Below are 18,476 nucleotides of genomic sequence, written 5' to 3'. Positions count from 1 at the left end.
CAGGAGTCCTCACACCGCGATGCTACGGCGGGCCGCGACCGGGAACCCGGCGACCTGCTCGGCCAGCAGCCGGAGCTTCGCGTCCAGCCCGGGGTCGATGACGGAGCCGTCGGGAGCGAACGGGGAGACGGAGGAGTTGACCACCACGCCGAGCGGCGTCGCCCACCCACGCAGTGCGTGGATGGTGTCGCGGAGCGAGCCGAGCACGGTCGCACCGGCCTGCCAGCCGGCGGCGGTCACGATGCAGCCGACCGCCTTGCCGTCCAGGTAGGGCGAGCTCTCCTCCGCCAGCTCCTGGAGGTAGTCGAGGGCGTTCTTCAGCAGTCCCGACATCCCCCCGTGGTAGCCGGGCGACGAGATGACTACGTGGTCGGCCCAGCGCACCGCATCGAGCAGCTCCTGCGCGGCCGCGCAGCCGTCCGCCACGCCCCACTGGTACATCGGCATCTCCAGCTGCGCGGCCGTGATCATCCTGGTCCGCGCACCGAGCTCCTCGGCGGCCGCGAGGCAGTGCCGCAGGGCCAGCTCGGAGGTCGAGCGGGGGCTCAGCGTGCCGCCGATGCCCAGGACGTTGGCGCCGTTCGTCTCGATGCTCATCTCACACCGCCGCCAGGGCCGAGGGGATCGGCGCCGCGGCGCCGATCCCGAGCGAGTCGCGCAGCGTCTCGCCCTCGTAGTCGTCGTGGAAGAGACCTCGCCGCTGGAGCTCGGGCGTCAGCAGGTCGGCGATGTCGTGGAGCCCGTCGGGCAGGATGTCGACCATCAGCGTGAAGCCGTCGGCGGCACCGGCCTCGATGCGCTCCTCCATCGCGTCCGCGATGGTGGCCGCCGTGCCCACGAGGTGGTGGTGCGGCCCGGGCGCGCGGGAGAGGAGCTCGCGGACGGTCAGGTTCTCCGTGACCGCGAGGTCGACGACGCTGCGACGCCAGCCGGTGCCCGACTGGAAGGTCTCGTCGGGCGGCAGCAGGTCGACGGGGAAGGGAAGGTCCAGGTGCGCGCGCAGCACGTCCACCCCGACCCCGGTGCGCTTCCACATCAGGCGCAGCCGCTGGTCGAGGGTGAGCGCCTCGTGCGCCGCGGCCTTCTTCGCCTGCGCCTCCTCCTCCGTGGCGCCGAGGATCACCGACATGCCCGGCAGCACCTTCACCTGGTCGGGGTCGCGTCCGTACGCCGCCGCGCGGGCGCGGATGTCGGCGCGGAACTCGCAGGCGGCGGCGAGCGTGTGCTGGGCGGTGAAGACGACGTCCGCGACGCGCGCCGCCTGGTCCCGGCCGGCCGGTGAGGATCCCGCGTGGAAGATCACCGGCCGTCCCTGTCGCGACCGGGGGAAGGGCAGCGGGCCCCGGACCGTGAAGTGGGCGCCGTCGTGGTTGATCTCGTGGACCTTCGCCGGGTCGGCGAAGATCGCGCGCTCCTTGTCGCCGACGAGGGCGTCCGGCTCCCAGCTCTCCCACAGTGCCGCGACCACCTCGAGGAACTCGTCCGCCCGGGCGTAGCGCTCCCCGGCCGGCGGGTGGGGGTCGGTGCCGTACATCTCCGCGGTCGCCGGGTTGGCGGTGGTGACGGCGTTCCAGCCGACCCTGCCGCCGGCGAGGTGGTCGAGCGTCGCGAAGCGGCGCGCGAGGTCGTAGGGGTGGTTGTAGGTGGTGGACCCGGTGCCCACCAGGCCCACCCGCTGGCTGGCGGCGGCCATGAACCCGAGGACGGTGGTGGTGTCCAGCGACCCGCACGGGCGCTCGGTGCCCGTGTCGCGGTTCGTCATCTGCTCGGCCAGGAAGAGGACGTGCAGCTTGCCGCGCTCGGCCGCCTGCGCCATCTCGGCGTACAGCCGCGGGGACACGTAGTCCGACGCCGGCCCCGACCTCACCCGCCACGCGCCGTACTCCATGCCGAGGCCGTGCATCAACGCGGCGGTGAGGATGATCTTGTTGTCCGATGCCATCGAAGGGGCCCTCTCGTGGTGCGCGCGGCCGCGTGCCGCGCGGTGGATGTGGCCGAGGGATTCCGGGGAATCTCCTGCCCTTCGAACCTAGGGTCGGTGCACCCGCACCACCAGCGAGAGTTGCTGGGGTCAGCTATTAGGGATTGCGCTGACGTCGGCGGCGGGCAGCACGACGATGCCGTCGTCGTCACTCGCGAGCACGGCTCCCGGGCGGAAGACCGCGCCGCCGAAGGAGACCGTCACGTCGCGCTCGCCGTTGCCGGACTTGACGCTGCGCCGCGGATTGCTGCCCAGGGCCTTGACGCCGATCGGCAGCTCGGCCAGCCGGCCGACGTCGCGGACGGCGCCGTTGATGACGAAGCCGGACCAGCCGTTGGCGGCGGCCGTCTCGGCCATGCTGTCGCCGATCATCGCCACCCGGGTCGAGCCGTGGACGTCGACGACGATGACCCGGCCCTCCCCGGGCTCGGTGATGATCTGCTTGAGGATCAGGTTGTCCTCGGGCGATCGGAAGGTGACGATCGGGCCGCCGAAGGCCCGCTCACCGCCGTACTGCCGCAGCGGCAGGCTGCACGACTCCAGCCGGTCGCCGAACTCGTCGCAGAGGTCTGCCGTGCTCCTGGGTGCCGGGGCGGCCATCTCGTCCTGCCTCGCTCTCGTGGGTCGGGGTGAGCTACAGCGCTGCTCGGCCGTTGACCAGCGGGTCGATCCTGATGTCGACGATGCTCAGGCCGCGGGGGACAGCTCGAGCGCCTCCAGCTCGTCGAGGGTGCGGACGACCACCCCTCGGGCGCCGAATGCCTGCGCGTAGGCCACCATGTCCGGCAGGTTCTGGCGCGCGACGTCGGCGGGCAGTCCGTACGGCGTCAGGTAGGGCACCTCTGCGCCGTAGGCCTCGTCGTTGACGATGAAGACCGTGAGATCCAGGTCGTTGAGCCGGATCGCGTCGACGTCGTGGGACGACATCATGAAGCCGCCGTCGCCGCAGAACAGCACCACGGGGCGATCGGGATTGCCCGCCGCCGCGCCGATGGCGTTGCCGAGGCCCAGCCCGATCGACCCGTACCCCCGGCTGATCACCCAGCTGCGGCCGTCCCGTGCGTCGAGGAAGGTCGGCAGCGTGCCCGACCACCTGCCCGAGTCCGAGATCACGATCCGATCGGCCGGCAGCCGGGCGTCCAGGACGGCGAAGGCGCGCCGCAGGTCGATGCCGCGGTCCGCGTCGTGGCCGAGGTCGACGTCCGCGACCGATGCCGCGATCTGCGCCCGGCTGGGCGTCGTACCCTCGACCGGGCGCGGGGACAGGCCGCGCCGTCGCCACTCGGCGATCAGCGCGCGGACTCCCTCCCGCGCGTCGGAGAGCAGCCCCAGCTCGGCGCGCGAGGCGTGGAAGGGCTGGTCGACGTCGATCTCGACCTGGACGATCGTCGCGCTCGTGAACAGCGACTCCTTCCCGGTCGTGTACGGGTTCAGCGAGGCGCCGACCGCCACGACGACGTCACTCTGGCTGATCAGGTCGGCGACGAGCGTGGGCGAGGAGTGGCCGCACACACCGAGATTGTGCGGGTGGCCCGAGAAGTAGCGGTTGACGTTGAGCGTCGACGCCACCCGGGCTCCGATCAGGTCGGCGAGCTGTTCGAGCTCGGCACGGCAGTCGGCGTGGACGGCGCCCTGCCCGGCCAGCACGAGGGGACGGCGGGCACCCTCCAGGACGTCCACGATCGCCGTGACGCTCTCGGGGTCGGGGAGCTCGGCCTCCCGCTCCAGCTCCGGTGTCGGCCCCAGCCGGACCGGGTCGTCGATGACGCCGTCGGCGACGCTGAGGACCTGCGGCAGGCCGTTCCAGCGCGCGCCGCGGTACGCCGCCCAGAACGTCTCCTCGAGCTGGCTCCCGTTCGCGACGTGGTGGAAGCCCGCACCCAGTGCCGCGGTGATCCCGCGCTGGTCGAGGTTCTGGTAGAAGGGGCTGATCTTGATCCTGGTCGCCGGTGACTCGGCGACGATCAGCAGCAGCGGAACGTGGTCGTGCGTCGCCGCCTTCAGTGCGTTGACGGCGTTCGCGAAGCCGGGCCCGCGGGTGACCGAGGCGATGCCGACCGCTCCGGTCGTCCGGCTGAAGCCGGCGGCGGCGCTCACCGACGTGGCCTCGTGGCGGGTGCGGACGAAGCGGAAGGCGCCGCTGTCCGCGCCGGCCGCGATCCAGGGCACGTTCGTCTCGCCGAGCATCGAGAAGACGACGCCGGTGCCGCTCCGCCGGATCAGCTCCGGGATCGCCAGGTAGCCCTGCAGCGCTGGCGCGGACTCGACTGCCGCGGCCGGGTCAGCTGATGTGCTCGTCACGGTCTCCGCCTCCGGGTTCGGCCGGTCGTATTGACGTGTAACGTATCACATGTCAGATTTCAGAGCGTGTGACAGCCGTCACCTCGTCGAGAAAGTGGAGTCATGCGCCGAACACCTGTGTTGATCATCGCCACCGGCCTGGCCACGGCCGGCCTGTCCGCCTGCGGCAGCGGGGACAAGGAGGGAGCCGAAGCGGTCGAGGAGGCCGTGCACTACTCCGGGGACGACCGGACGTCGTTCCTGACCGACTGCGCCAAGGACGAAGGCGTCCTGGAGCTCTATACCGCCCAGAACCCGGTGCAGGTCGACGCGCTGTCGGCGGCCTTCACCGCGAAGTACCCGTTCCTCAAGGTCAACGCCACCCGGCGCACGACCCCCGCGACCGCCGAGGCGGTGACGAAGGAGGCGCAGGCGCGGGTGAACAAGGTCGACGTCGTGAGCATCAAGATCGAGGTCGTCGAGACGATGCTCGACATCTTCACCGACTTCGACTCGCCCGAGCTCGACGCCTACGGCGACGACGCCATCGGCACCGACGGCAAGTACGTCAGTGTCGGCCAGGTGCCCTACGGCGTCATCTACAACACCGACTTCGTCTCGGCCGCCGACGCGCCCCAGACCTCCGAGGACCTGCTCGACCCGAAGTGGAAGGGCCGGATCGCCCTCTCGACCACCGGGCCCGGGACCCAGTGGGTCGGCTGGATGAAGAGCCTGTACGGCGAGGAGTGGATCGAGAGGTTCGGCGAGCAGGACATCCACACCACCGAGGCGAACACCAACGCGATCAGCGGCCAGGTGGCCTCGGGTGAGGCCTGGATCGCCCCCGCGATCAACCTCTCCGGCTTCACCGGGCTCAAGGACGCGCCGCTGGAGTGGGTCCCGATCGACCCGACCATGGCCGAGGACACCGTCGCGATCGCCAAGGCCGCCCCCCACCCCTGCGCCGCCATGCTCTACGTGGACTTCTCCTTGTCGAAGGAGGGGCAGATGCTCAGCACCGAGTACATCTCGCCCCGCGACGACGTCGAGGCGACCGGCGTGCTGGCGGGCCTGGAGCCGGCCGGCATCTGGGAGATCCTCGGCGAGCAGGACTCCGACGCCTATTCGGAGGCGATCAAGGAGTGGGGCGAGCTCATCGACCGCTACCTGATCAACTGAGGGTCCTGCCCGGTAGCCGGTGCCGGACGGCACTGACCGAGCAGCGTCCTCGAGCCCGGCGGTCACCCGGTGGCCGCCGGGCTCGCGGCGTCGCGACGTCGACGAAGAGTCACGCAGGCGCGGAGGTCAGCTGCTCCGGTCGACGACGGAGCGTCCCGCGACCAGCCCGCTGTACATGCTCGGCCCGAAGGACGTGCCCTCCAGTGCGGCCCGGCCGTTGATCCGTCCGCCGGCCATGCCCGCCACCTCGCCCGCGGCGTAGAGGCCCTCGATGGCGCGGCCGGACCTGTCGAGCACCTGGCACGACAGGTCCGTGCGGACGCCGCCCAGGTTCTTGCGCGCCACCGGGTGGAACCGGATGGCGTGGAAGGGCGCCTGCGCGACCGTCCCGCGCCCGGTCATGTCCTTGCCGAAGGAGCGCTCGCGCTGCTCACCCGCGGTCACCGCGGTATTGAGCTCGCCCACGGCGTCGCGGAGATTGACCCGGTCGACATCCATCCGGGCGGCGAGCTCGTCGAGGGAGCGGGCGCTCACCACGTGGGGCGAGGTGCGGAGGAACTCCTCGATCCGCTCGCGCAGGGGCGTGCTCCCGTTCCGGTAGTACGGGTCGGCGATGGTCATGGTGGCGGCCAGGCGCGCGTCGATCACCGACCAGCAGCGCCCGTTCGGCTGGGCCAGCAGCGCCTTCGTGCCGGTCGCGCCGCTGCGCAGCGACTCGTCGTGGAACCGGTTGCCCTCGTCGTTGACCCAGATGTCGTCGTCGATCCCCCGCACCGCCAGTCCCCGGTGCCCCGCGGGCGCCCGATGGTCGGGAGTGCCGTAGGGGAACATCCAGACCGCGTCCAGCTGACTGAACTGCGCGCCGACATCGGCCAGCATCCGGTGCCCCTCGCCGACGGCGCCGAGGCCGCCGCCGAGGAGCACGCGCTCGGCGCCCGCCGCCTCCGCGGCGAGCTCACTCACCATGGCGTGGTTGTTGTTGAAGCCGCCGCTCGCCACGACGGTCCGGCCCGCCACGACCTCGACCTCGCCGGTCGGCCCGTCGGCGGTCAGGCCGGTGACCCGGCCCCCCGCCGAGACCAGCCGCGTGACCCGATGGCCGGTCAGCCAGGTGATGCCGGGCAGGGTCCGCGCGTGAGCGGAGAGCAGGCTCATCACCCTCGCGCCTCCCCCGGCCGGCTGGTGCCATCGCGGATGGCGGTTCCCCTCGCGGGCGTGGACGGCGACCCATTCGACGCCCGCGGCGCCGAGCCGGTCGAAGAGCTCGACCCTGCTGTCGCGCAGGTAGCGCTCCGCCCAGGCGACGTCCACGCTGTCGCCGCCCCAGGCGATCCAGTCCTCCAGCGCCTGGTCGGCGGAGTCCTCGATGCCCTGGCGCAGCTGGAGGTCGGACCCGGCGATGCAGGTGCCGCCGCCGGCGACGCCGGCCGTGCCACCGGGCTCAGGGGCAGCGTCCACCACGGCCACGGTCGCTCCCGCGGTCGCCGCCTCGATGGCACAGGAGAGGCCGGCGACGCCGGCGCCCACGACGGCGACGTCGAAGCGCCCGGGCGCGTCTGCGCTCACAGGCGCTCGTCCAGTTCCTTGGCGTCGTCGGGCAGGAACGTGTCCTTGCAGAAGGGGCAGATGAGCTCGACGCCCGCGTGCCGCAGCTCCCAGGAGACCAGGAACGGCTCGTCGCACTGCGGGCAGGTGGCCCAGAAGATCCTCGGCATCGGCGATCACGCTCCCTGGTCGGTCGGGTCGAGCCACTCGTCGAGCCGGACCGCGTCGACGGCGGCCGGGGGGACTCGGAGCTTGGTCGGAAAGGCGCGATCCGTCGGCCGGGTCGCGTCGATGAGGATCCTGCTGCCGCCGAGCGCGCGGTAGTCGGTCGGCTGCTTGAGGTTGTGCAGGACGTCGACGTCGCTGTCAGGATCGGCGTAGACGTGGGTCGCCCACATCACGTCCTCCTCGTTGAAGGCGTCGATGTCCTCGTCGACCACGATCACGGTCTGCAGCGCCGGCACGCGGGCGAGCGCGGCGATCGCGACCTCCTTCGGCTGGCCCTCGTAGGCCTTGCGCATCGAGATGTAGCAGACGAACCGGCCGGCGCCGGAGTACGGCAGGTGCACGGCCTTGACCGCGCCCGTCGTTGCCTGGAGGTGCCGTTGGAGGCTGCCCTCGCGCGGGATGCTGCCCAGCAGCATGTGCTCCCGGTGCCCGCTGAAGACGTCCTGCAGGATCGCGCCGCTGCGGTAGGTGATCGCAGTGACCTCCATGACGGGCGCGAACTCCTGGGCCTGGTACTGGCGGCTGATCTCCCCGAACGGATTCACCACGGTGCGCTCGCCGGGCACGATCTCGCCCTCGATGATGATCTCCGCGTCGGCGGGGACCAGGAACTCCTCGCCCCAGGTCACCGACGGCGTCAGCCGCAGCGGGTGCCCGAGGAAGCCGCCGATCGTCTCGTACTCGTTCGTGCCGTACGGCGTGACCGCCAGCGACCCCAGCCAGAAGCCCGGGTGATGACCGAGGACGTTGACGACCGGGAACCGGCGACCGCGGGCCTCCCACTCGCGCAGCAGGCGGGACAGGTCGGGCGTGTGGATCGTGATGCCGCCCCGGCGGCCCGCCTCGTCGGGGAAGGTCTTGGCGAAGGTGACGTTGTAGAAGTCCTCCTCCGGTCCCTTCATCACGTGCGCCATGGTGAGCACCGGACCGAGGTCCATCTCCGAGTGACGCACGGTGGGCAGGATGTTCATCGTCGCCTCGTCACCGCGCAGCACGTTCTCCTGCACGGGCGCGACGTCGTTGCCGATCACCTCCGGAGCGACGCGGCCGTTGACCAGCTCGCCGTACTGCAGGCCGAGCTCGGGCCCGACGTCCTCGGTGGACAGGTGCAGCATCTCGGCGATCCGCGGCCGGGTCGAGAAGAGGTTGCTGACCAGCTCGAACTGCGAGGGCTTGCCGGTGACGTCGAGGGCGTCGCGGAAGTGGACGGCCTCGTATCGGTTCTGGCGATCCAGCTTCTCCAGGAGCGCGGTCACCTCGAAGTCGACCGGGTTCACCTGGCGGCTCACGGTCCGGTACTCCTCGGGGCGCCCGCTGATCCGTCGCAGGTAGTCGCCCAGCGAACGCTCCGGCGCGCCGGTGTTGTCCGTCATGTGGTCCTCCTCCGCTCAGGCCGTGGCCGCGTTGCGCCCGGCGATCCGCCCGAAGACCGACCCGTTCGTCAGGCCGGACCCCCGGGATAGTTGAAGTAGAAGATCCCGGCGGCCATCTCGCCGCAGGCGTACAGCCCGGGAATGGGCGCCGCGTCGTCGTCGAGCACCTGGGCCTCCGGGTCGACCCGCACGCCGCCGAAGGTGAAGGTCAGCCCACAGGTGACCTCGTAGGCCTCGAAGGGCCCGTCGGTCAGCGTGTTGGCCCAGTTGCTCTTGTTCGGCTCCAGTCCGGACGTGGACCGGCCGTCCTTCACGTTGGGATCGAAGGGCGTGCCGGTGTCGACCGCCGCGTTGTACTCGCGAACGGTGGCCACGAACTGCTCCTCGTCGATGCCGACCATCTTGCGGGCCAGCTCCTCGATCGTGTCGCCCTTGATCTTCGTGACCTGCTTGATCCGGTACTCGTCGCGCAGCAGGTGGACCACCTTCTGGTCGAAGACCTGCCAGGCCCGCAGGCCGGGCTGGGCGAGGACCTCGCGGCCGTAGCGGGCGTAGGTGTAGTTGCGGAAGTCGTAGCCCTCGTCGAGGAACCGCCTCCCGTCCGCGTTGACGAGGATGCCGAAGGGGTAGGAGTGCTTCTGGAAGCCGTCGCCGACCTCGAGGTCGCCGAACTCGGGAGCGTTCGCGTCCCACTGGACGGCATGCGCGCCGGACCAGTTGCCGGCCGCCGAGGCGCCGATGTCCAGGGCCATCCGGATGCCGTCGCCGGTGTTGTAGCGGGTGCCACGCACCTTGGCGACGTCCCAGCCGGTGCCCAGGTAGCGGGTGCGCCACTCGGCGTTGGACTGGAAGCCGCCCGCGGCCAGCACGACCGCGTCGCACTCGATCTCCGACTCGGCTCCGTCCTGGACGACGACCACGCCGTGCACGCCCTGGGCGCCGCGACGGAGCCGGACCGCACGGGTGTGGTAGCGGATGTCGATGTCCAGGCGGTCCGCCTCGTCGGTGAGCATCTGGATCAGGCCCGGGCCACCGCCCACGGTCTCCAGTGTCAGGCCGCCCCAGAACTTGAACCGTCCGTCGACCTTGAAGGCCTGGCGACCGTAGATGGGCAGGAAGCGGACCCCGTGGTCACGCATCCACTTCAGGGTCTCGAAGCTGTTGTCCACCAGGGTGGTCGCCAGCTCCGGATCCGTTCGGTAGTCGGTGACCCTGGCCAGGTCGTCGAGGAAGGTGGCGGCGGGGTAGGTGCCGAAGTCGGTGATCTCCAGCTCCGCCTCGGACAGGTCGGTCACCAGCTCCCGGATGTCCTCCTCGCCCTCGTAGGCGAAGCGCATGGCGCCGGCGGTGAAGGCCGAGTTGCCGCCCCGCAGGTCCTTCGGCGCCCGTTCCAGGACGATGACCTCGGCGCCGTTCTCGCGAGCGGAGATCGCGGCGCACAGGGCCGCGTTGCCACCGCCCACGACGACGACGCGCCGGGCAGGCTTGTTCTGTTCCAAGGGAGTCTTCCTTCTTCTTTGACGTGGGTCAGGCGATGCGGACCGCGCGGCCCTCGAGGCCCGGGCCTGCCGACGGGAACCGCTCCATGACCAGGGGGTCGTGGCCCGGGATCACGAGGCCCTCGGGTCCCGCCAGCTCGGCGAGACGCTCGAACGCGTCGTACATCAGCGGCAGCGTGTGGGCGATCGCGTACGGCGCCCGGTTCTCGTAGTTGGCGTAGAAGTGACTGGCGTCGGCCGCCAGCACGACGGGCCCGCGGTCGGTCTCGACGCGCACCACCTGGGATCCCGGGGTGTGACCGCCCACCAGGTGGAGGGTCACCCCGGGGACCAGGTCGGCATCGCCGTCCAGCCACCGGAGCCGGCCGGCGACGTTGGCGTGGACCAGGGCGGAGAGGTCGTCCGGGTCGCACAGGGCGGCGTACTCCCCCACCCCTGCGTGGCGCCCCAGCCAGAACTGCATCTCGCGCTGCTGGATGTGCACGGTCGCGTCGGCGACCTCGCCGATGTGGCCGGTGTGGTCGAAGTGGAGGTGGGAGAGGACGAGGTGGTCGATCCGCCCCGCCCGAGCTCGGCGGCCGTCTCCAGCGGCGCACCGTGGTACGGACGACCGAGGGCCTCCGACTTGGCGGCGGTGAAGCCGGTGTCGAGCAGGACCGTGGCCTGCTCGGTGCGGACCAGCCACACGTAGTAGGCCATCGGCATGTCGCCGTGGCAGGGCGCCGCGCGGTAGAAGTGCTCGTGCGCCTGCGCCTCCCGGCTGGAGTAGCGGATCGCGTAGATCTCGGCGCTCATGCCGTCCGCCCTCGCCAACGCTCCTCGGGCAGGTCGATGATCACGGTCTTGAGCTGGCTGTAGTGGTGCATGGCCTCGACGCCCTTCTCGCGCCCGATGCCACTGGCCTTGTAGCCCCCGAACGGCGTGGAGACGTCCCCGGCCGGATAGCGGTTGATCTGGACCTGCCCGGCCTCCAGTCGCCCGGCCAGGGCGTGGGCCGAGGTGAGGTCGTTGGTGAAGACCCCCGCCGCGAGTCCGTACCGGCTGTCGTTGGCGATGGCGACGGCCTCGTCCACGTCGTCGAACCTGATCACGGACTGCACCGGCCCGAACACCTCGTTCTGGGCGATGGTCATGGCGTTGTCGACGCCGACGAGCAGCGTGGGCGCGTGGAAGTGGCCGGTCGGCTGGTCCAGCGCATCGGGACCGCCCGCGGCCACCTCGGCGCCCTCGCCCACGGCCGCCTCCACCATGCTGCGCACCTTGGCCAGGTGCGGACCCGACGAGAGCGGGCCGAGGTCGGGGTCGGTCAGCCCGGGACCGACGGACAGGTTGCCCATCTCCTCGGCGCAGCGCTCGACGAACTCGTCGTAGCGCGAGGAGTGCACGAGCATCCGGGTGGTGGCGAAGCAGGACTGGCCGGAGTTGCGGATCGCGGCGGCGGCACCGGCGCGGGCGGCCTTCTGCAGGTCGGCGTCGGCGAGCACGATGGTCGGCGACTTGCCGCCGAGCTCGAGGTTGCAGCCCACCATCCGCTGGGCCGCCATGGTCATGATGGCGGTTCCGGTCGGCACCGAGCCCGTGAACGCGATGTGGCCGACGGCGGGGTGCTGGACCACGGCGGCGCCGGTCGTTGGCCCCCGGCCGAGTGCGACGGTCAGCACGTCCCGGGGCAGGATGCCCGACCGGTCGAGCAGCCGCGCGAACACGAGGGTCGAGAGCGGCGTCACCTCGGACGGCTTCACGACGACCGTGTTGCCGCAGGCCAGGGACGGCGCGGCGCCGCGGCACAGCTGGCTCAGCGGCGAGTTCCAGGGCGTGACGTGGGCGACCACGCCGTAGGGCTCCCTGACCGTGTACACCAGCTCGTCGGACCGGGTCGGGATCGTCTCGCCGTGGTTCTTGTCGGCCACTCCGGCGTAGAACTCGAAGTAGCGGGCCGAGGTCTCGACGTCGGACCGGGCCTGGCTCAGCGGCTTGCCGGTGTCGATGCTCTCGAGGTCGGCCAGCATGCCGGCGTTCTCGCGGAGCAGGTCCGCGACCCGGCGCAGGGCCCGGCCCCGCTCGGAGTGCCGCATCGTCCCCCAGGGCCCGCGGAAGGCCTCGGCGGCACCGAGCACGGCCCGGTCGACGAGGTCCGCCCCGGCCTCGCCGGTCGCGACCAGGACCTTCCCGGTCGCGGGGTCCTCGACGTCGATCGTGTCCCCGTCGGACCGGAGGACCTCGCCGCCCACGAAGGCGGCGCAACGATCGTCGAGGTCCAGGCCGGCGACGAACGCGGCGACCTCGTCGACGGTGGTCACGAGGCGTCCTCCGCGGCCGCGGCCTCGGCGAGGATGTCGTTGACCGCCTCGACCGCGTGCCGGGCGCGCGGGAACCCGATGTAGGGGATCAGGTGCAGCAGGATCTCGCGGATCTGGGTGGGTTCGAGCAGGCCGTTGCGCAGCGCGCCCCTGACGTGGGCGACCAGCTCTCCCTCGGCCTCCAGCGACGCCAGCGCGGCGATCGTCACGGCGCTGCGGTACGACAGCTCCAGGCCCGGGCGCGGCCAGACGTTGCGCCACACGTGGTCGATGCTGATCTTGGTGAAGTGGTCCATGGCGTCGCCGTTGCCGGCCTCGGCCGCCACCACCCAGTCACCGCCCATGATCGCGCGGCGGATGTCGGCGCCGTCGGTGGCGTCGTGGATGCTGGTCATTGCTTTCTCCTCGTTCTCGGTCGTCATCGCAGCCTCAGTCCTGCTGCGTCGCGGATGGCGCGGGTGACCATGACGCGTGTCAGGTGCCGGCGGAAGTCGGCCGGTCCGTGCCGGTCGTCCAGCGGCTGGATGCCCGCGGCGTACCCGCCGGCCACCTCCAGCGCCAGGTCGGCGTCGGCGACCCGGCCGACGGCGTGCGCGTCGACGTCGGGCAGGCGGGTGGGCGAGGTGCTCGAGCCGAACACGACCGTGCGCAGCTCCTGCACGCGGTTCTCGACGTCGGCTCGCAGCACGCAGGCGGCGCCGGCGAGAGCGAAGTCCCCGGTCCGCTGGGCGACCTCGACCACGCCTGTCCGAGCGCCGCCGGGGAGCGGGGGAATGCGGACCTCGGTGAGCAGCTCCCCCTCCTCGATGGACGTCATGTAGGCGCCCTGGAGGAAGTCGGCCGCCGGCACGGTACGGCGACCGCGCACCGAGCTCAGCACGATCTCGACCTCGAGCAGGAGCGCGAGCGCGGGGAGCTCGGCCGCCGGGTCCATGTGCGAGAGGCTGCCGCCGATCGTCCCCCGGTTGCGGATCGGCTCGTGGGCGACGTACCTCAGGGTGTCGCGCAGGATCGGGTGCGACTCCACGACCAGGGGGGAGTCCAGGAGGTACGACATGGTGGTCATCGCGCCGATCCGCAGGCCGCCGTCGGGCTCGCGCCGGACGAAGCGGAGCTCGTCCAGGTCGCCCAGGTCGACCAGGACCTCGGGCTGGGACATCCGGAAGTTCAGCAGGGGGATCAGGCTCTGCCCGCCCGCGAGCGGCCGGACGTCGTCGCCGCGCTCGGCGAGCTCGGCGAGATCCGCGAGCGCCTCGTCCAGCGACGCCGGGGTGCGGATGTCGAAGGCGGCGGGCTTCATGCGATCGCCTCCTCGAGCGCACCGGCCTCCTGCACGGCCGCGAAGATCCGGGCCGGGGTGATCGGCGTGGTGCCGACGACGACCCCGAGCTGGGCCAGGGCATCGTCGATCGCCGACGCGATCGCGGCGGGGCCGCCGAGGTAGCCGCCCTCGCCCGTCCCCTTGGCGCCGTACGGATGCAGGGGCGACGGCGTGCGCTGCTCGGCGAGCCGGATGCGGGTGGGCATCACGTCCGCCGTCGGCAGCATGTAGTCCATGAAGGAGGTGGACAGCGGCTGGCCGTCCTCGGAGTAGTCGAAGTGCTCGAGCAGGATCGAGCCGATCGCCTGGGAGATCCCGCCGATGACCATGCCGTCGACGACGAGCGGGTTGATGACCTGTCCGCAGTCGTGCACGACGTAGTAGTCGCGCAGCCGGACCCGGAAGGTCTCCTTGTCGATCTCGACCACGGGGATGTGGACCGAGAAGCCGTAGGACGGGAACCCGTGCTGCAGGCGCCGTTTCTCGTCCAGGCCCAGACCGCCGCCCGGCAGCTTGGCGATCGCGGTGATGGTGAGGCCGGGCTCCTCGTCCTCGGGGATGCCGAGCTGCTCGTGGTACGCCGCGTGGATCAGCTCCTTGACCGTGACCCGGCGGCCGTCGCCGTCGGCGGTGACCGCCATGTCCCGGTACGTCAGCCGGTCCTCGGGGAGGTCGAGCCGGAACGCGGCGATCCGCAGGAGCTTGGCCCGCATCTTCGCCGCGGCCTTGTGCACGGCGCTGCCGAGCATCAGCGTCATCCGGTCGCCGATCGGCGTCGCACCGACCATGCCGGAGTGGGAGTTGCCGCGCTCGACCACGATCCGCTCGCGGGGGAAGCCGAGCTCCTCGCACAGCAGCTGGGTGACCAGCGACTCGTGGCTCTGGCCGGTGGACTGGAACCCGATGGTCGCGATCAGGCTGCCGTCATTGGTGATCGTGAGCTTGGTCGTCTCCGGCGTCATGCCCGGCGCCTTGGGGTTGAGGAAGGAGAAGATCGCCTGGTTGCCGCCGCTCGGCTCGACACAGGTGGACAGGCCGACCCCCAGCAGGGTGCCGGGCGTGGGCTCGGGGCGCTCCACCAGCGGGCACCCGGGCATGCTCAGCGCCTTCTCCAGGGCTCCCTGGAAGTTGCCGGAGTCGTACGTCGAGCCTGACGGGATCCGGTAGGGGAAGGCGTCGGCGGGGATGAGGTTGCGCCGGCGGATCTCCACCCGGTCGATCCCGAGAGCCCGCGCGATCCGGTCCATGGAGCGATCCAGCACGTAGTTGTGCGGTCCCATGCCGAAGCCGCGGAAGGGCGCCTGGTTGGTCTTGTTCGTGGTCACCGCGGTCCCGGTGTAGCGCACGGCCTCGATGGTGTAGGCGCCGACGACCGCGGTCACGGGCTTGCCCATCTGGAGGGGTCCGCGGCCGACGTACGCGCCCACGTCGTCGACGATGTCGAGCTGGAAGCCCTTGACGACCCCGGCCTCGGTGACCGCGAAACGAGCGCTGAAGTAGCGGTCGGGGCCGTGCGCGTCCCCGGCGATCAGGTTGTCGCGGCGGTCCTCGATGTACTTGACCGGCCGCTTGACCGTGCGCGAGGCGTAGGAGGTCAGGAAGACCTGCTTCCGCCCGCGCTTGGCACCGTAGGAGCCACCGACCTCGATGTCCTGGTGCAGCAGCACCTGGCGGTCACTGAGCCGCAGCACCTTGGCGATCTCAGAGTCCAGGTGGGGCGACTGGTGCGACGCCCAGACCTCGAGCACGTCACGGCGGACGTCGTAGTCGGCGATCACACCCATGGTCTCCAGCGGCACGCCGCCGTTGCGGTTCCACCGGTAGTCGAACTCGAAGACGTGGTCCGCGGAGGCGAAGATCTCGTCGACGTCGCTGCCCCAGTCGAAGCTGTCGTGCCACACGACGTTCGAGCCGATCTTCTCGTGCAGGACCGCCGCGTCAGGGGCCATCGCCGCCTTGGGATCGACGACCGGGTCGAGCTCCTCGTAGTCCGCCACCACCAGGTCGGCGGCATCCTCGGCGATGGCGCGCGAGGTCGCGATGATCGCGGCCACCGGCTCGCCCGAGTAGCGGATCTTGTCGACGGCCAGCGGATACCAGAGCACCTCGGGAAGGTCGAGGTTCTGCGGGACGGGCAGGATCGCCTCGGCCAGCTCGCGGCCGGTGATCACCGCCAGGACGCCCTCGGTGGCCAGCGCCTCGCTGACGTCGACGTCGATCAGCCGGGCGTGGGCGACCGAGGTGGAGGCCAACGCCAGATAGGTCATGCCCGGCCGATCGACGTCGTCGATGTAGCGGCCGCGACCCTGGACGTAGCGGAAGTCCTCGCGCAGCGGGAAGGGCTTGCCGATGTAGGTGAACTCGCGTTCGGGTGCCGGCTCACTCATCCGCTGCCTCCTCCTCGCTCTCCAGTCCCTGGGGATCGGCGACCAGGTCGTCGACCGCGTCGAGGATCTGCTGGTAGCCGGTGCAGCGACACAGATTCGCCGAGAGACTGTCCTGGACCTCCTCGCGGGTCGGCTTGGGGTTGTCCCGCAGGAACGCGGTGAGGCCGATCAGGATGCCGGACGTGCAGTAGCCGCACTGCATGGCGTGGTGGCGCTGGAAGGCCTCCTGGAGCGGGGTCAGCGTGCCGTCCGGCGCTGCGAGCCCCTCGACGGTGGTGACCTCCCTGCCCCGTGCCTGCACCGCGAGCATCAGGCAGGACCGGACGGTCCGGCCGTCGACCATGACGTTGCAGCAGCCGCAGACCCCGTGCTCGCAGCCGGTGTGGGTGCCGGTCGCCCCGACCTCTCGCCGCAGCACGTCGAGCAGGCTGGTGCGGGGCTCGGCGTCCACGGCGACCGGGGCACCGTTGACGCCGAACTGGATCCTCACCTCACTGCCTCCGGCTGGCGCAGGTCGAAGACGGCGCCGGCCGTCCCGGCGCTCATCCGGACCTGGTCCTCGGCGGACAGCGCGGCCAGCTGCTCGGGCACCAGGGAGGTGCGAGCGGTGAAGGGGTAGTCGGTGCCGACCAGGACCCGGTCCGGCACGCGGCTGGCCAGGAAGGCGACCACCTCCGGGTCCAGCATCGCGGTGTCGTACAGGAAGTGCTTGAGGTACGACGACGGTGCGCGGCCCGCCGGCAGTGCCACGTCGATCTTGTCGTCGGCGACCTGCTGGTCCAGGCGGCCCGCCTGGAAGGGCAGGAAGCCGCCACCGTGCACCAGCACGATCTGCAGGTCGGGCAGCTTCTCGAAGAGACCGGTGACGATCATCCGGGTCGCGACCAGCGAGGTCTCCAGGGTCCGCCCGTAGAGGCTGCGGAAGTCCTTGTCACCCTCGATGGCCGAGGCCGGGCCGACGATCGGCGGGTGCAGGACGACCGGGATCCGGTTCTCGGCGGCGGCGGTCCAGAACGGCAGCATCTCCTCGTCGGCCGCCGAGCCCTGGGGGAAGTGGGTGGCCATCATGACGCCCACCGCGCCCAGGTCGGCGCGGGTGCGCAGCATCTCGGCGACGGCCGCCTGCGGGTCGGCCGGGTAGACGGTGGCGAGCAGGCGGACGCGGTCGCCGATGGTGGGCAGCCCCTCGGCCATGGCGTCGTTGAGCGCCCGCGACCAGGCGATGCCGGCCTCCCGCTCGAAGCCGTTGCCCTGGATGTCCATCCACGGGCCGACCAGCTGGGTGCCGACGCCCTGCCGGGTCATCCAGCGGTCGCGGGACGGGCCGTCGCTCATGCCGACCGGAAGGGGACGGAGCTGCTTGCCCCCCGGCAGCGTGATCACGGCACGGTCGCCGCTGCGATCGACCGTGATGCCGCCGTACTCGTCGCCGCTGGACTCCATCAGCGCCAGCACCGACTCCGGCACCGCGTGTCCGTGGACATCCACCGCTTCACATGACGCCACTGCTCCTCCTTCTCATGGGGATGTGCTGCCGAACGTTCCGTGCTCGATCAGGGCGATCAGCGAGGTGCGCGCCGAGCGGACGTGGTCGCCCATGAGCTCGCCGGCCCGCTCCGCGTCGCCGTCGCGGACCGCCTCCGCGATCGCCTGGTGCTCGCGGTGGGAGGCCTCCAGCCGCTCCAGCTGGCTGAGGTTGCGGTTGCGCAGGATCCGGACCCGCTCGTCGATCTGGCGCATGATCCCGGACAGCACCTCGCTGCGGGCGAGCTCGAGCATGCGCAGGCGCCGCTTGACGACGAGCTCGATATAGGCCGCGCTGTCGCCCTGGGCCGCGATCCGGGGCAGGTCCGCCGCGCTGTCGTAGAAGGCCTGCCGTTCCTCCTCGGACGACCGCTCGGTCGCCCACCGGGCCATGACGGGCTCGAGCGACTCCTTGAGCGTGTAGACCTCGAGCACCTCCTCCGGCGTGATCTCCCGGACGTACACGCCCACGCGGGAGACGATCCGGACCAGGCCTTCGGACTGCAGCCGGGTCAGCGCGTCGCGGACCGGGGTCCGGCTCATGCCGAGCTCGACGGCCAGCTCGTCGATCTTGATCTTGGTGCCCGCCGGCAGCTCGTCGCTGATGATCCGCTCGCGAATGTGCTCCGTGGCGGCGTCGGTCGCTGAGAACGATCCGAGAGTCGTCATCGGCAGCCTCCTTCTCCTGTCGTTGTGATCCTGACATCTAATGCATTACATGTCAACGGGACTTCTCTTGTCCCGCCGGCGCATCGAAACCGTGTCGCCCTCGGGCGAAGGCGGCGTACGCCGCCACGAGTACACACCCAGCGCCGACCCCAGCGGTGGCGAACCCCACCGCCACGCCGAGGGCGCCGAT

17 protein-coding genes are annotated in these 18,476 nt (G+C 71.2%); 1 reads left to right on the top strand and 16 read right to left on the bottom strand.

Annotated elements, in window-relative coordinates; translation table 11 throughout:
• Window positions 1–9: 9 nt before the first annotated feature.
• The 4 genes from FIV44_RS15830 to FIV44_RS15815 all read right to left on the bottom strand — a co-directional run bounded on the left by FIV44_RS15830 (window position 10) and on the right by FIV44_RS15815 (window position 4,282).
• Window positions 10–597: an NADPH-dependent FMN reductase gene (locus FIV44_RS15830; protein ID WP_141005269.1), complete on the bottom strand. Its 588-nt coding sequence runs from the start codon at window positions 595–597 to the stop codon at window positions 10–12.
• Window position 598: 1 nt separating this feature from the next.
• Window positions 599–1,942, bottom strand: coding sequence for an NtaA/DmoA family FMN-dependent monooxygenase (locus FIV44_RS15825; protein WP_141005268.1), 1,344 nt, complete (start codon window positions 1,940–1,942; stop codon window positions 599–601).
• Window positions 1,943–2,071: 129 nt separating this feature from the next.
• Window positions 2,072–2,581 carry a ribonuclease E activity regulator RraA gene (gene rraA / locus FIV44_RS15820; protein ID WP_141005267.1) on the bottom strand — a complete coding sequence of 170 codons (510 nt, stop codon included), beginning with the start codon at window positions 2,579–2,581 and terminating at the stop codon, window positions 2,072–2,074.
• Between the two features lie 87 nt (window positions 2,582–2,668).
• The gene (locus FIV44_RS15815; protein WP_141005266.1) at window positions 2,669–4,282 is read right to left on the bottom strand and encodes a thiamine pyrophosphate-binding protein; all 1,614 of its coding nucleotides are present in this window, start codon (window positions 4,280–4,282) and stop codon (window positions 2,669–2,671) included.
• Between the two features lie 102 nt (window positions 4,283–4,384).
• Between FIV44_RS15815 and FIV44_RS15810 the strand changes: the two genes are divergently transcribed.
• Window positions 4,385–5,440, top strand: coding sequence for an ABC transporter substrate-binding protein (locus FIV44_RS15810; RefSeq protein WP_141005265.1), 1,056 nt, complete (start codon window positions 4,385–4,387; stop codon window positions 5,438–5,440).
• A 126-nt stretch (window positions 5,441–5,566) separates the two neighbouring features.
• Here FIV44_RS15810 and FIV44_RS15805 read toward each other — a convergent pair whose 3' ends face one another.
• The 12 genes from FIV44_RS15805 to FIV44_RS15755 all read right to left on the bottom strand — a co-directional run bounded on the left by FIV44_RS15805 (window position 5,567) and on the right by FIV44_RS15755 (window position 18,286).
• Window positions 5,567–7,006 carry an FAD-dependent oxidoreductase gene (locus FIV44_RS15805; protein ID WP_181410610.1) on the bottom strand — a complete coding sequence of 480 codons (1,440 nt, stop codon included), beginning with the start codon at window positions 7,004–7,006 and terminating at the stop codon, window positions 5,567–5,569.
• On the bottom strand, window positions 7,003–7,155 hold the full coding sequence (locus FIV44_RS30570; RefSeq protein ID WP_181410609.1) for a hypothetical protein: 153 nt from the start codon (window positions 7,153–7,155) through the stop codon (window positions 7,003–7,005). The genes FIV44_RS15805 and FIV44_RS30570 overlap by 4 nt, the downstream gene beginning before the upstream one ends.
• A 6-nt stretch (window positions 7,156–7,161) precedes the next feature.
• Window positions 7,162–8,586, bottom strand: coding sequence for a UbiD family decarboxylase (locus FIV44_RS15800; protein ID WP_141005263.1), 1,425 nt, complete (start codon window positions 8,584–8,586; stop codon window positions 7,162–7,164).
• A gap of 68 nt (window positions 8,587–8,654) precedes the next feature.
• The gene (gene tcuA, locus FIV44_RS15795; protein ID WP_219996030.1) at window positions 8,655–10,085 is read right to left on the bottom strand and encodes an FAD-dependent tricarballylate dehydrogenase TcuA; all 1,431 of its coding nucleotides are present in this window, start codon (window positions 10,083–10,085) and stop codon (window positions 8,655–8,657) included.
• A gap of 28 nt (window positions 10,086–10,113) precedes the next feature.
• Window positions 10,114–10,770, bottom strand: a complete 657-nt coding sequence (locus FIV44_RS15790) for an N-acyl homoserine lactonase family protein (RefSeq protein ID WP_181410608.1) — start codon at window positions 10,768–10,770, stop codon at window positions 10,114–10,116.
• Between the two features lie 106 nt (window positions 10,771–10,876).
• Window positions 10,877–12,385 carry an aldehyde dehydrogenase family protein gene (locus tag FIV44_RS15785; protein WP_219996029.1) on the bottom strand — a complete coding sequence of 503 codons (1,509 nt, stop codon included), beginning with the start codon at window positions 12,383–12,385 and terminating at the stop codon, window positions 10,877–10,879.
• Window positions 12,382–12,780 carry a carboxymuconolactone decarboxylase family protein gene (locus tag FIV44_RS15780; protein ID WP_181410607.1) on the bottom strand — a complete coding sequence of 133 codons (399 nt, stop codon included), beginning with the start codon at window positions 12,778–12,780 and terminating at the stop codon, window positions 12,382–12,384. Before FIV44_RS15780 ends, FIV44_RS15785 begins: the two co-directional genes overlap by 4 nt.
• Window positions 12,781–12,803: 23 nt before the next feature.
• Window positions 12,804–13,685, bottom strand: coding sequence for an FAD binding domain-containing protein (locus tag FIV44_RS15775; protein ID WP_141005260.1), 882 nt, complete (start codon window positions 13,683–13,685; stop codon window positions 12,804–12,806).
• Window positions 13,682–16,093, bottom strand: a complete 2,412-nt coding sequence (locus tag FIV44_RS15770) for a xanthine dehydrogenase family protein molybdopterin-binding subunit (RefSeq protein WP_141005259.1) — start codon at window positions 16,091–16,093, stop codon at window positions 13,682–13,684. The genes FIV44_RS15775 and FIV44_RS15770 overlap by 4 nt, the downstream gene beginning before the upstream one ends.
• Window positions 16,086–16,583, bottom strand: a complete 498-nt coding sequence (locus FIV44_RS15765) for a (2Fe-2S)-binding protein (RefSeq protein WP_141005258.1) — start codon at window positions 16,581–16,583, stop codon at window positions 16,086–16,088. Before FIV44_RS15765 ends, FIV44_RS15770 begins: the two co-directional genes overlap by 8 nt.
• A complete protein-coding gene (locus tag FIV44_RS15760; RefSeq protein WP_141005257.1) occupies window positions 16,580–17,581 on the bottom strand; it encodes an amidohydrolase family protein in 1,002 nt (333 codons plus the stop codon). The genes FIV44_RS15765 and FIV44_RS15760 overlap by 4 nt, the downstream gene beginning before the upstream one ends.
• Before the next feature lie 30 nt (window positions 17,582–17,611).
• Window positions 17,612–18,286, bottom strand: a complete 675-nt coding sequence (locus tag FIV44_RS15755; RefSeq protein ID WP_141005256.1) for a GntR family transcriptional regulator — start codon at window positions 18,284–18,286, stop codon at window positions 17,612–17,614.
• Between the last annotated feature and the right edge of the window lie 190 nt (window positions 18,287–18,476).

It is taken from the genome of Nocardioides humi (assembly GCF_006494775.1).
In the GTDB taxonomy this organism is placed as follows: Bacteria; Actinomycetota; Actinomycetes; order Propionibacteriales; family Nocardioidaceae; genus Nocardioides; species Nocardioides humi.
Note: the sequence above shows the minus strand (reverse complement) of the source record. Positions and strands in the feature narration are given on the sequence as shown.